Raw genomic sequence first — 13,354 nt, forward strand, 5'->3', positions numbered from 1 at the left:
TTTATTCTAATTTTAGATTTTCAGATTATCTGAAAATTATCTATAATTATCAATTTTCAACTGTACACTAATTTACCTTCTCATATTATTTATCATCTGCCACATTTCGTCTGCAGCTGTAATTCCCTTTGAAGTTAATTGAAAAGCTCTTTGAGTTACTATCATTTCTGCCATTTCTTCTGCTATATCTACATTTGAAGCTTCAAGCATTCCTTGATGAATATTGGAATTTGTTACTCTTTCAACTTCAACTCCTTCTGCTGGATAGTATAAGCTATTGCCTATAGATAAAAAAGCATTATCCCCTATAGCTTTATATAAAGGAATATCAGCAACTTTTGTAAAAGTATCTGCCTCCTTTACAAATACTTGTCCACTTGTATCTATTAAAATATTACTTGGACTAAAATTAACATTTTCTTCAGAATATCCATTAACAAAATCAAGTTCAAGAATATTTCCATTAGCATCAACTAATCTTCCTGTCACATCAATTTGAAAAGATCCATCTCTAGTATATGCTTCTTGACCATTTCTAGTAATAACTTTAAAGTAGCCTTCTCCATCTATTGCTAGCTCTGTATTTATACCAGTTTCTTGTAATGTACCTTGAGTATTATCTCTATATAATCCAGTAGTCTTTGAACCAGTCCCTATTAAAGCAGCTTTATCATTTAAAGGTACACCTTTTTTATTTAATGATTCTGTTAATAAATCCTTAAAACCAACTTCTGCCTTTTTATAGCCTGTTGTTGCAGAATTAACTATATTATTGGATATAACATTCATTTTTTCTTGATTAGCATTCATTGCTGCTCTGCTCGTCCATAATGTTCTTAACATAAGCTTCCTCCTACTATCTTACTGATCCTATTTCATTTGCTGCCTTGCCTAAGGTTTCATCTATTATTTGAACCATTTTTTGATTAGTTTCAAAATTTCTCATTGTTGTCATCATATTTATCATTTCATTAGCAATATTAACATTTGAAGATTCTAAAGCTCCTTGAGTTACATTCACAGCAGCATTTAATATTGGATTCTCAGCACTATAATAGTTATCGCCAATTTTTTCCAAAGCATTATAATCTTCAAAATCAGCTGTTGCTAAGGTATGAGTTGCAGTATTTCCTACAAATAAATTATTATCATTATCTAATACAATTTCATTATCACCAATAAAAATAGGCTCTAAAGCTCCAGTATTTTTATTTACTCCTAACACTCTATCTCCGCTTGTATTTATCAAATATCCATCATTGCCTATTTTAAAATTTCCATCTCTTGTATATACTGCTTCATTTCCTTTTTGAATTACAAAAAAGCCTCTTCCTTCAATTGCAAAATCTGTTTTCTTATCTGTATTTTTTAATACGCCTTGTGTAAAGGAAGTACTAACTGTATCAATAGCTGCCCCTAAACTTATAGTTCCTAGTTTTTGGGTTACATTTCTTCCTCCAACTACCTTATCTCTATTTTGTATCATAACTTCATCAAAGCTTTTTGTAACTAAGTTGTCAGTTTTAAAGCCTGTTGTATTAGCATTGGCTATATTATTATTTATGTTAGCTTGTTGCTTTTCTAAAGTTATCAATCCTGAAATTGATGTATATAAACTTCTAATCATTATTCTCATTCCCTTCAAATAATACTTTACATTCATCTTCAAAATGCATTCCCATTTTTCTTGCTCTTTCCTCTATTTCACTATCAGAAAGCTCTCTGTTACCAAATCCAAACATTAATAAAGAAGTAAAAATCATTCCAATTCCTATACCAATAAGAATCTTTTTATCTTTTAAAAGATCTAATATTAAATTCATTATTTTAATAATCCTTTTATTAATAATACTTCCCCCTTGCCTATTGATAACTTATTACAAATTTCCTCATCACTTAAGCCCTCTTCTATAAGCTCTTTTACTTTTTGCACTTTATCATCCTTTTTCTCTTCTTGAGAATTTTTTTCTTTTTGAAAGGTCTTATGATCTTTATGTGAAAAATTTATTTCTGAAATTACATTTTCATCTAAATTTATATTTTCTTTTTCCTTAACTTTATTGTCATCATTTTTAATTTTTTCAATATTAATATTATCGTCTAACTTATCAATTTTATTATACCTTATAAAATAATTTAAGGAAACTCTTAGTTCTTCAATTTCCTTTTGTAAATCTAATACAGTTTCTGCCATATCCCTTCTAATAGCAATTATTTCTTTATCGTAATCTCTATCATTATTTACTTTTTCTTTTTTTAATATTTCATTAAAACTTTCTCCTTCATTATTTAAAACTGTATTGTTTCCTTTAAATATTCCTCTAATATTAATTATTATAATTATTATTCCTAATAAAATAATTACCCAAGGAAGCATAATAATTCTCCTTAAATATAATTTATTTTCTGCATTATAGCTCTTAGATTTCTAATAGCCCTGCTATGTAACTGACTAACTCTAGATTCTGATACTTCTAATACTTCTCCAATTTCCTTAAGAGTTAGTTTTTCATGATAATATAAATTTAATACCAATTTATCTTTTTCTTTTAATTGATTTATTGCCTTCTCTAAAATTTCTACCCTTTCCTTGTTTTCTAAGGACTCTTCTGGTGATATTGTATCTTTATCTTCTAATGTTTCCATTATTGTTAAATCATCATCATCAGAATAAATTATAGCTTCTAAGGATGTCACTGACATATAGTTGATATAATTTTCAATATGTGAAACATCTTCAATAGTTAAATTCATATCACAAGCTATTTCCTCAAGACTAGGTTCTCTCATCAAAGTATTTTGTAGTTTCTCTATAGCTTCGTTATATTTAACTAATTTATCCATTGCACCTTTAGAAATTGGTCTATTTTTTCTTATTTCATCTATCATTGCTCCTTTTATTCTTAAAGTTGCATAAGATGAAAACTTCATACCTTTACTAGGATCATATCTATTAATTGCATCTAAAAGTCCAATAATTCCATATCCAACTAAATCTTCATATTCTAAATATTTGGTTTTTCCAAAACTAACTCTTGAAGCTAAATATTTAACTAATGGTATATATTTTTCAACTATCTGTTCTTTTTGAATTAATGGACTTTGAGCTTCCATATTTTTAACCTCCTTAAATAAGTTCCCTTTGTTTCCTCATAACCTTAAAAACAATTTTAATTATTTCTTCCCTTGTTTTTTCACTTATATCAGAGAAATTAATGCCACAAATAAATTTATTATCATCTGTTCTTTCTACCCTAACTACTTTACCATTTACATTAATTATAGAATCTTCATATATTATTTTTGAAAAAATAACATCACCCTTTTCAAGTTTTTCTTCAACTTTCATTTTCATACCGCCACCACTTAAATCAAGCAGCAGCGCCTTTTTATATTTCTCCTCAATGTTATTTGAATGTAAATAATTAATTGCCTTAACAAAATTAACTCTAACATAATCTCTTCTTTGTATCTTCTTTATATCATAAGGAGAACTTAATCTATATAATGATAAATTTCTTTCTTTTATTCTTCCTAAAACCTTACTCTTAAATTGATAAACATTACCATTGTTATCATAATAAATTTGCTCTATAATTGTACCTGTTGCCAAAGTTAAATATTCTCCATCAAATACTGGAATAGAAATTAATACTTCCTTTTCTTTTTCTCTAATATCTTGAATTACAGATTTGTAATTTTTTTTGTCATAAAAGACCTCAAGTTTATTATTAATCTCTAATTTTAATTTTTCCATTCCACTCCCCCTAATTAAAAATACTAAATAACTTTTTAAACAATCCTTTAGCGCCAACTCCCTTTATCTCGTTATCTTCTCCTAATAGTTTCTCACCTATACTCTTTATGCATCTAGCTGCATCACAATTAGGATTTGCTATTACAAATGGTTTTTGTTCTCTTACAGCCATTAATAATTTTCTATCTTCATATATATACCCCAAGTAGTTTACATTTATTGATAAAAATCTATTTACGGCTGTTTTAAATTTTGTAAAAGTATTATCTGCCTCAGTCTTATTAATTATTCTATTAACAACTATATTGCCCTTATCTTTTATCTTAAAATGATTAACTGCTTTTAATAAACTATATCCATCTGTTAGAGATGTTGGTTCAGGGGTTGTAACTAAAATAAATTCGTCAGAACATGCAATAAATGCAAGAACACTTCTACTAATTCCAGCTCCTGTATCTATGAATATATAATCAAAGCCTTCAAGCATTTCTATTTTTCTTAAAAACATCTCCCTTTGATTTTGTTGCAAATCCTCAATGTTATTAAGTCCACTTCCTCCTGGTAAAAGCTTTACTCCTCCAGGCCCTTCAACAATAACCTCTTCTATTGAAAGAGTTCCATTTATTAGATCTAACACATTATACTTAGGATAAATACCCATTAATACATCATCATTTCCCATACCAATATCTGCATCAAAAATAAGGACACTTTTTCCCATTTGAGTTAAGGCTATTGACAAGTTCACAACAAAATTGCTTTTTCCTACTCCACCTTTTCCTGAAGTTACAGTAATTATTTTTGTTTTTCTTTTATTATTGACTAGGGGCTCTCCTTTTGCTAATTTTCTTAAACTTTCAGCTTGATCTAACATATACTATCCTCCCCTAGTATTAACTTCTCTAGTTCATCAAAGGCTGGTGATTTTATATCATCTGGTACATTTTGCCCTGTTGTAATATAAGCAATAGTCTTTCCTGACTTTTTTGATATATTATAAATTGAACCATAGGCTGTGGTTTCATCTAATTTAGTTATTATTAGCTTTTCATAATTTAATTCTCTATATCCTGCTAAAATTATATCAATATCTCTATTTTTAGTAGTTCCACTTATCACAAGCATAATATTATCTGGGGTAATCTTATGAATAAAAGCTCTTAGTTCTGATATTTGCATAGTATTTTTACTGCTTCTTCCGGTTGTATCTATCAGTATAATATCACAATCTTTTAATTCTTCTACTGCATTCTCCATTTCCTTTAATGTTATTACCACCTTAAAAGGAATATTCATTATTTCTGCATAAGTTCTTAACTGATCTACAGCACCAATTCTATATGTATCAATTGTAATTAAACCAACCTTCTTTTTATCAATTAAAGCAAGTCTTCCTGCCAATTTTGCAATTGTTGTAGTTTTTCCAACTCCTGTTGGACCTACTAAGACCACCTTACCCTGTAAATTCTCATTAGATATTTTCACATTTTCTTTTATTAATTTTTTAAAATCTTCTTTAAAATCATCAAGATTATCATAATCCTTACTTAAAAGTTCTTCTACTAATTCATCTTCAACATCAATTTCTCTTAAGTAAGATAATATATCATCTTCCTCTTTTTCTTTCGCTGTATTTTTTATAACCTTGTTTAATAGTTCTTTTATTTCCTTTACTTCATCTTTAATATTATCATCTATAACAGCAGGAGTTACAGCTATTTCTTCCTTACTACCTTCTAGATTATTATTTAGTTCTTTGGTTTTATCCTTCATTAATTTCTTAATACTATTTATAGATTCATTTATATCTATTTCATCATTTTTCTTTTGTTTCCAATTTGGATCAATTTTATTATTTTCTAAAGCAGCTGTAACCTCAATCATTTTTGGCTTAAAATATCCAAAAATACCTGGTTTCTTTACTTTTCTTTGACTAATAATAATTGCATCCTTACCCATTTCATAACGAATTCTCGTAAGAGCTTCATTCATATCCTTTACTAAGTATTTTTTTATTACCATTATAATGATACAACTCCTTCGGTTCTAATTTGTACATCATTTGGAATTTCATTTAAAGATACAACCATAATATGCGGATATACCATTTCAATAAGTTTTCTAAACACTGGCCTAATATTTGGTGAAACTAATATTACTGGCTGATTGTTGTAGAAATTAATTCGATCTATCACATCTCTAATAGATTGAAAAATTTTAGTAGTTGTATCTGGGTCTACAGCCGGGAATGAACCTTGCATTGATTTTTGAGTATTTGCTGCAATAATTTCTTCAATTTGCGGAGATAAAGTTGCTACTGTTACTGTTCTATTTTCATCTATTATTTGATTACAAATAACTCTTGCTAAAGCAAATCTAACATACTCAGTTAATAGTTCAATATCTTTAGTTAATCTTGAGTTATCTGCTAAGGATTCCATAATTGTAACCATATCTTTTATTGGCACTTTTTCTTTTAATAAATTTTGTAATACCTTTTGTAGTTCTCCTATAGTCATAAGATCTGGTATAAGCTCATCAACAACAGCGCTATATCTTTCTCTTGTATTATCAACTATTAATTGAACTTCTTGTCTACCTAATAATTCGTAAGAATGGGCTTTGATTGTTTCAGTTAAGTGAGTAACCATAACAGTTGTTGGATCAACTACTGTTAAACCTTGTATCTCTGCCTCTTCTCTTTTATCAATATTTATCCAAACGGCTGGTAAATTAAAGGTTGGTTCAATTGTCCTTATACCTTCTATTCTAGTATTATCTCCAGTAGGATCCATACATAAAAGCATATTTGGCATTAATTCGGATGAAGCCACAATAGTTCCCCTTATTTTTATTACATATTCATTAGTTTTTAATTGAAGATTATCTCTAATTCTTATAGGTTGTACAATTATTCCCATTTCTATTGCACATTGTCTTCTAACAGAAGCTATCCTTTGAAGAAGATCTCCTCCAGTAGCTTCATCTGCTAATGGGATTAAACCGTAACCAATTTCAACTTCCATTGGCTCAACTGAAATTAAATTCATAACATTTTCAGGCTCTTTTCTTTCAAGTTCTGCGCTATCTTCCTCTACTTGAGCCATTGCCATTTCTTCCTGTGCTCTTTCCTCTTTAATTAAAATATATGATAAGTATCCAAAAGACATACCAGCTAAAACGAATGGAAGCTTAGGCATTGATGGTATTAATGCTAAGGAAATCATTACTGCAGAAACTATAGCCATAGCAATTGGAAAAGCTGTAAGCTGCTTAGTAAAGGTCTTACCAAAATTTTCAGAACTTCCAGCTCTTGTTACTAAAATACCTGATGCAGTAGATATTAGTAAAGCAGGAAGTTGACTAACCAATCCATCCCCTACAGTAAGTTGTGTATAAAGAGATGCTGCTTCTTGAATTCCCTTACCACTCATTACACCTATAATTATTCCACCAATAATATTTATTAATGTAATTATAATCCCTGCTATTGCATCACCTTTAACAAATTTATTAGCACCATCCATAGCTCCATAAAAATCTGCTTCTGCTTGAAGGTCTTCCCTTCTTTTTCTTGCAGTAGCATCATCAATTATGCCAGCATTTAAATCAGCATCTATGCTCATTTGTTTACCAGGCATAGCATCTAGTGTAAATCTTGCAGAAACTTCAGCTACTCTACCAGCACCATTAGTTATTACCATCATATTTATGATTACAATAATTATGAATATTATAATACCAACAACATAATTTCCACCTATTACAAAGTTCCCGAAAGCAGCAATTATATCGCCTGCATTCCCTTTGCTTAATATAAGTCTAGTAGATGAAATATTTAAACCTAATCTTAATAATGTAGTAATAAGTAATAATGTAGGAAATATAGAAAATTGTAGTACATTAGTTGTAAACATAGTCATTATTAATATACCAGCAGATATTGTTATATTAAATGCTAATAAAATATCTAAAATAATTGTAGGTAGAGGTATTATTATCATAAGTACAATACCTAATACACCAAATGCAACTAAAACATCTGTATTCTTTTTTATATCAAATTTCAACCTCATCCCATCCTTCTTTATCCTTTAGCTCTTTTTTTCTTATCTAATTTATATACCATAGCCAGTATTTCGGCAACTGCTTGATACATTTCTTGAGGTATAAATTTATCAATTTCTACCTGTTCATATATCATCCTTGCCAAAGGCTTATTTTCAATAATTGGTACATCACTTTCTCTTGCTTTTTCTTTTATTTTTAATGCAAGTAAATCTGCTCCCTTTGCAACAACCTGTGGTGCTTCCATTTTACCTTCTTCATATTTTATTGCCACTGCCAAATGTGTTGGGTTGGTTATAACAACAGTAGCATCCCCTACAGAATTTATCATTCTCCTTCTAGACATTTCCCTTTGCTTTTGTTTAATCTTTGATTTTATTTGAGGATCTCCTTCCATTTGTTTATATTCTTCTTTTACTTCTTCCTTTGACATCCTCATTTCTTTTCTATGCATAAATACTTGTACTATATAATCTATAGCTGCTACAACTACTACAAAAATCGCAATTCTATAAAAAATACCCAATAATAATGATTTAACTTCTACTCCCATTGTAGGAAGATATAAATTACCAATATTAAGTATTTTATAAAAATTATCTTTTACATAAGAATAGGCCATAAAAATAATTATGGAAATAGAAACAAGATTTTTAACTAACTCTATTGCTGATCTTTTAGAAAACATATTTTTAAATCCGCTTATAGGATTTAATTTATTTAAAGAAGGTTTAATAGCATCCTTTACTACTAAAAAACCTGTCTGCATTAAACTTGCAGCAACTCCGGCTATCATAATCGGAAGAATAATTGGCATCAAGGTTGTTGCCATTTTACTTAAAACAAATACACTTAATCCTTGAAGCGTTCCATCTGTCAGCTGTATTGAAGCTGCTTGTGAAAGAAAGTAGATAATATTCTTTTTGAAAGCTTCAACAGTGCTGTTACTTAGCAGTATTATTACAAATATTGAAGCTACAAATGTAATGGCTAACCCCACATCTTTACTTCTAGCTACCTGACCTTTTTTTCTTGCATCACTTTTTCTTTTAGGCGTTGCCTCTTCTGTTTTTTCATCAGAGGCTATTAAAAAAACAAATGGAACAGCAGTAATAATCTTTCTAATTATTTCCGGTATATAACTTATATTACTAATTATTATTTTTATAATTACTGGTAAAGATAAGCCTATTGCAATTATTCCTATAAGCATCTTGACAGGCATACCCAAAATCATTACATTTATTTGGGGAACTGCCCTTGAAATTAACCCCATACATAAATCTGTTAATATTATAATCAATACTATTGGTATTGCTATTTTCAATCCTATTATAAAATACTCCACTATTATTTGAATCATAGCTAACATTGTTTCACCAAATATTATGCTCCTACCTAAAGGTAGTAGATTGAAACTTTCTAATAAAGACTTTATTAACAAATGATGACCATCAACTATAAAAAAAATCATCAGTGCAATAGAATGGAGCAAATTACCACTTAAGGTTGTATTAACTTTACTATTTGGATCAATTATGTTAACCATACTCAATCCAATATGTAAATCTATTAAACTTCCTGCCATAATAATGATTTTAAAAGAAATATCAACAATTAATCCAAATATCAATCCAGTTAATATTTCTGATATGACATAAATAATTAAATAATAATTGCTTGTTACTTCATTCACACTAGTATAATCAATTCCTCCAAGCAATGAAAAAGAAAGGATTAATGAAACAAAAACTTTTAGTTTATTTGGAGTTCCTGTGGGAAAAAAAACATTTGAGATTCCCAAAAAAGCTGCTATCCTTAAAAATACTAGAATAAGCGCCAAGAAGTAGGCTGTATCTATCATACCTTCCTACCCCCCTAAGATATATTAATAATTATATCAAATATTCTCTTTGTAAAATCAATTATAGTTTGAGACATAAAACTCCCTAAAATTAATCCTGTTAGTGCAACCCCTATTAATTTAGGTACAAAGGTTAAAGTCTGTTCTTGAATTTGGGTTGTAGCCTGAAAAATACTTATTATTAAACCAATTAAGATAGAAACTACCAAAATTGGTCCGACTACTTTTAAAGCTGTAAATAAGGAATCTTTAACAATACCAGTAACTAAATTTTGACTCATTTTTCTGCTTATCCTCCAAAACTTGAAATTAAAGATTTAACTAATAAATTCCATCCATCCACCATTACAAACAATAATAATTTAAAAGGAAGAGCCACCATAACCGGTGGAATCATAAACATACCCATTGACATTAAAATACTTGAAACTACCATGTCAATTATCAAAAATGGTAGATAAATTAAAAATCCAATTTGAAAGGCAGTCTTTAATTCACTAATTGCAAAGGCTGGTACAACAAGCGTTAAAGGAATATTTTCCCTTGTAATTTCCTCTGAATTTAAATCTGATGTTTCAATAAATAATTCTAAATCTTTTTGTCTTGTTTCCTTTAACATAAATTCTCTTAAAGGTTTGCTAGCATTTTCAATAGCTTCTTCTTGACTTATTGTATTTTCCATAAAAGGTTTAAAAGAATTCTCGTTAATTTCATTATATACTGGTCTCATAATAAAGATAGTCAAAAATATTGCCAAACCAGTAAGAATTTGATTTGGAATTGATTGAGCAGCCCCTAATGCATTTTTCAAAAAAGAAAAAACTACTACTATTCTTGTAAATGATGTCATCATAATAATAATAGATGGCAATAAAGTTAATATAGTTAATACAATTAATAATTTAATATTATCCACATAATTTTGAGGAGATGCTGCTTCATCACCAATCGAAATATTAAGATCAGGTATATTTATGGGTTCAGCCATTACTGTTTTCTCAAAGATAAATGTTAAGGATATTATAAATATGACCATAAATATAATTCTTCTTCTTTTACTCATATTAATCTTCCTTTTAGCTATTTTTATTCTTAAGCTTTTTAAACTTTAAATTTAGTTTTTTTATAAACTCTTCATATTGTTGATTTACTTCTTCTTTTTGCTTTTCTTTATTTTTATCTATAACAGCAATTTCCTCTTCAGAAATTTCCTCTATTTTTTCTATCCCTTTACTAGAAGAACCAATTACATAACCTTTATTCCCAATTTTCAATAAAATTATGGAATTATCCTTAGATATGTTTGTCCTTTCTAGAACTTTTATATATTTCCCTTGATTAATCTTATTTAATTTACTGTTACTAATTTTTATAAGTATAAACATCAATCCAAAAACTACTATTAAAGCAAATAGTAATTTTATCATTAATACTGCTAATTCCATTAACATTCTACCTTCTATTATTGAACTATAATTTCGCTAATATAAACATCAATAAGCCTTCCTGAAGTTAACTTAGCATTTATTCTTTCTAATAATGTACCTTTTAGTATAGCTTCATTTGCCGGCTCAAAATCCTTTGCCTTACAAGATTTAAAATAAAAATTTGCTATATCCTTAATTGCAACTGCTTTTTCAGTTAATTCTGCAGCTAGATCTTTATTTAATGTATCGTAACTTATAGATAAATTAAGCTTAACATATCTTCTTTCTTTTTCATCACTTAAATTAACAAAAATCTCGCCAACTTCATAATAAGCTTCTTTAATATATACTGGTTCATTTGCAGCACTTTTATTCATTGCAAAATATGTACCAGCAAAAACTCCTCCTCCAATTGCTGCTATTATTACAAAGATTATTAAAAATAATTTTCCCATACTCTTTTTATCTTCTTTATTCTTAGCCATTATTTTCACCCTCCTGAGATGTTATTATCAAAATATTAACTCTTCTATTTTTAGCCATATTTTCATAAGTATCATTTGGCGCAACTGGGTGATATTCACCGTATCCAGAAGCACTGAACCTAGTTGGATCAAGCCCTCTTGCTTCAACAAAATATCTTACAACATTTACTGCTCTATCTGCAGACAATTCCCAGTTAGAAGGAAAGTCATATGTGTTTATTGGAATATTATCTGTATGCCCCTCTACTAAAATATCATTATCCAAATTACTTAATAAATCACTTACCTTATTCAAAATCATCTTACTATCTTCTCTTAGCTGGGAGCTAGCAGATTCAAATAATATATTATCCTTTAATTGTACAAGAACTCCTCTCTCATTATCTTCAATAGTAACAATATCTTTAAGTTCCTGGTTATTGCTTAGAAAATCTTTTGCTTCTTTATATGTCTGTTCTTTCTTTGTTAAGACACCTTCACCCTCTATGTCTGATTCTCCACCTATTAATGGAACTTCTCCATCATATAAATCAAATTGAAGTATAGAGCTCCCACCACCATTTAAAGCTTCTAAAACTACTTTACTAGCACTTTCATTATTTTGGGAAGTTATTACAAATAGTAAGACAAAAAATGTCATAAGTAATGTAACTGTATCAGAATAAGTAGACATCCACTCATTTCCACTAAGTCCTTCACTTTTCTTTTTTTCTCTTGCCATTAAATAACAACCCCTTTGTCATTCTCAACATTATTTTGTAAATACTCTAGCTTTTCTTTTGGAGGTAAATATGTAATAAGTTTTTCTTCTACTATTCTTGGGTTTACACCGGATTGTATTGCAAGAATTCCCTCTAACATCATTTCCTTCTCTTCTACTTCCTTATTATTTTTTTGTTGTAAATTTGTATATATTGGAAGACATATCATATTGGCAATAACTGATCCATAGAAAGTTGTTATTAAAGCAACTCCCATCCCCTTTGTAATATTCGCTATATCACTTACATTGGCAAGCATTTGAATAAGTCCAATAAGTGTTCCAAGCATACCAAAGGCTGGAGCGTATGCCCCCCAAGTTTGGAACATTCCTGCACCTCTTTCGTGTCTTGCTTGCATCTCTGCTATTTCTAATTCTAATATTTCTCTTATCAACTCTGGTTCCACACCATCAACAACCATTTGAAGTCCCTTTTTAATAAATGGATCTTCCATAGCATTTATTTCATCTTCTAAAGATAATAAACCCTCTCTTCTTGCTTTCTTTGAAATATCAGTAAATTGTACTATAATTTCTTTTGGAGAAGAGTTAGCTTCTTTAAAAGCCTGCATAAAAACTTTGCCAATATTTTTCACTTCAGATAATGTATAAGTCATCAATAATGCAGAAATTGATCCGCCTCCTGTTATCAATAAAGAAGCAAAATCCCAGAACAACATTAGTGGTCCTCCTTCAACTATACCATATACCACTAGTGCTATACCAAGAACCAAACCTACTCCGGTTAAAATATCTGTTTTCTTCATATAATCTGCCTCCCACTATAACCTATATGTAACAATTTTATTTTTATATTTTAGGACTTCGTCTACTACTTCTTCTACACTTTCTAACACTATATATTTCTTTCCATTTGTAAGGGTTATTAAAGTTTCAGGTACTTCTTCAATTTTTTCAATATGATCAGCATTTAATACAAATTTTTTATTATTCATAGCTGTTACTTCTATCATAAAAACACCCCATTATATC

Annotated in this window: 17 protein-coding genes; all 17 read right to left on the bottom strand. The window is 28.9% G+C overall.

The annotated features are described in order from the left end of the window. Positions 1-72 precede the first annotated feature (72 nt). From BEN51_RS06210 to BEN51_RS06290, 17 genes are read right to left on the bottom strand one after another with little or no spacing between them, the layout of a single operon-like run. On the bottom strand, positions 73-843 hold the full coding sequence (locus BEN51_RS06210; protein WP_119865215.1) for a flagellar hook-basal body complex protein: 771 nt from the start codon (positions 841-843) through the stop codon (positions 73-75). A gap of 13 nt (positions 844-856) precedes the next feature. Further along, complete coding sequence (locus tag BEN51_RS06215; RefSeq protein WP_119865216.1) at positions 857-1,627, bottom strand: flagellar hook-basal body complex protein; 771 nt, start codon at positions 1,625-1,627, stop codon at positions 857-859. Continuing rightward, entirely contained in the window at positions 1,620-1,823 is a 204-nt protein-coding gene (locus BEN51_RS06220; protein ID WP_119865217.1) for a hypothetical protein, read from the bottom strand. Before BEN51_RS06220 ends, BEN51_RS06215 begins: the two co-directional genes overlap by 8 nt. Beyond that, positions 1,823-2,377 carry a hypothetical protein gene (locus tag BEN51_RS06225; protein WP_119865218.1) on the bottom strand — a complete coding sequence of 185 codons (555 nt, stop codon included), beginning with the start codon at positions 2,375-2,377 and terminating at the stop codon, positions 1,823-1,825. Before BEN51_RS06225 ends, BEN51_RS06220 begins: the two co-directional genes overlap by 1 nt. Positions 2,378-2,388: 11 nt before the next feature. Further along, complete coding sequence (locus tag BEN51_RS06230; RefSeq protein ID WP_119865219.1) at positions 2,389-3,114, bottom strand: FliA/WhiG family RNA polymerase sigma factor; 726 nt, start codon at positions 3,112-3,114, stop codon at positions 2,389-2,391. 13 nt (positions 3,115-3,127) lie between these two features. After that, positions 3,128-3,757 (bottom strand): flagellar brake protein, encoded by a 630-nt coding sequence (locus BEN51_RS06235; RefSeq protein ID WP_119865220.1) that lies wholly within the window; start codon positions 3,755-3,757, stop codon positions 3,128-3,130. Positions 3,758-3,767: 10 nt separating this feature from the next. After that, positions 3,768-4,631 (bottom strand): MinD/ParA family protein, encoded by an 864-nt coding sequence (locus BEN51_RS06240; protein ID WP_119865221.1) that lies wholly within the window; start codon positions 4,629-4,631, stop codon positions 3,768-3,770. Next, on the bottom strand, positions 4,625-5,779 hold the full coding sequence (gene flhF, locus BEN51_RS06245) for a flagellar biosynthesis protein FlhF (protein WP_119865222.1): 1,155 nt from the start codon (positions 5,777-5,779) through the stop codon (positions 4,625-4,627). The genes BEN51_RS06240 and flhF overlap by 7 nt, the downstream gene beginning before the upstream one ends. Then, positions 5,779-7,833 (bottom strand): flagellar biosynthesis protein FlhA, encoded by a 2,055-nt coding sequence (flhA, locus tag BEN51_RS06250; RefSeq protein ID WP_119865223.1) that lies wholly within the window; start codon positions 7,831-7,833, stop codon positions 5,779-5,781. Before flhA ends, flhF begins: the two co-directional genes overlap by 1 nt. Positions 7,834-7,844: 11 nt before the next feature. Further along, complete coding sequence (locus BEN51_RS06255; RefSeq protein WP_119865224.1) at positions 7,845-9,689, bottom strand: fused FliR family export protein/FlhB family type III secretion system protein; 1,845 nt, start codon at positions 9,687-9,689, stop codon at positions 7,845-7,847. Between the two features lie 14 nt (positions 9,690-9,703). Then, complete coding sequence (fliQ, locus tag BEN51_RS06260) at positions 9,704-9,970, bottom strand: flagellar biosynthesis protein FliQ (RefSeq protein WP_119865225.1); 267 nt, start codon at positions 9,968-9,970, stop codon at positions 9,704-9,706. 8 nt (positions 9,971-9,978) lie between these two features. Beyond that, a complete protein-coding gene (gene fliP / locus BEN51_RS06265; protein ID WP_119865226.1) occupies positions 9,979-10,752 on the bottom strand; it encodes a flagellar type III secretion system pore protein FliP in 774 nt (257 codons plus the stop codon). Between the two features lie 13 nt (positions 10,753-10,765). Further along, positions 10,766-11,134, bottom strand: a complete 369-nt coding sequence (gene fliO / locus BEN51_RS06270; RefSeq protein ID WP_119866583.1) for a flagellar biosynthetic protein FliO — start codon at positions 11,132-11,134, stop codon at positions 10,766-10,768. A gap of 17 nt (positions 11,135-11,151) precedes the next feature. After that, a complete protein-coding gene (locus BEN51_RS06275) occupies positions 11,152-11,601 on the bottom strand; it encodes a flagellar basal body-associated FliL family protein (protein WP_119865227.1) in 450 nt (149 codons plus the stop codon). After that, positions 11,594-12,322 (bottom strand): OmpA/MotB family protein, encoded by a 729-nt coding sequence (locus BEN51_RS06280; protein WP_119865228.1) that lies wholly within the window; start codon positions 12,320-12,322, stop codon positions 11,594-11,596. Before BEN51_RS06280 ends, BEN51_RS06275 begins: the two co-directional genes overlap by 8 nt. Next, a complete protein-coding gene (locus BEN51_RS06285; protein WP_119865229.1) occupies positions 12,322-13,128 on the bottom strand; it encodes a motility protein A in 807 nt (268 codons plus the stop codon). Before BEN51_RS06285 ends, BEN51_RS06280 begins: the two co-directional genes overlap by 1 nt. A gap of 15 nt (positions 13,129-13,143) precedes the next feature. After that, positions 13,144-13,335 carry a flagellar FlbD family protein gene (locus BEN51_RS06290; RefSeq protein ID WP_119865230.1) on the bottom strand — a complete coding sequence of 64 codons (192 nt, stop codon included), beginning with the start codon at positions 13,333-13,335 and terminating at the stop codon, positions 13,144-13,146. Between the last annotated feature and the right edge of the window lie 19 nt (positions 13,336-13,354).

It is taken from the genome of Clostridium isatidis (genome assembly GCF_002285495.1).
In the GTDB taxonomy this organism is placed as follows: Bacteria; Bacillota; Clostridia; order Clostridiales; family Clostridiaceae; genus Clostridium; species Clostridium isatidis.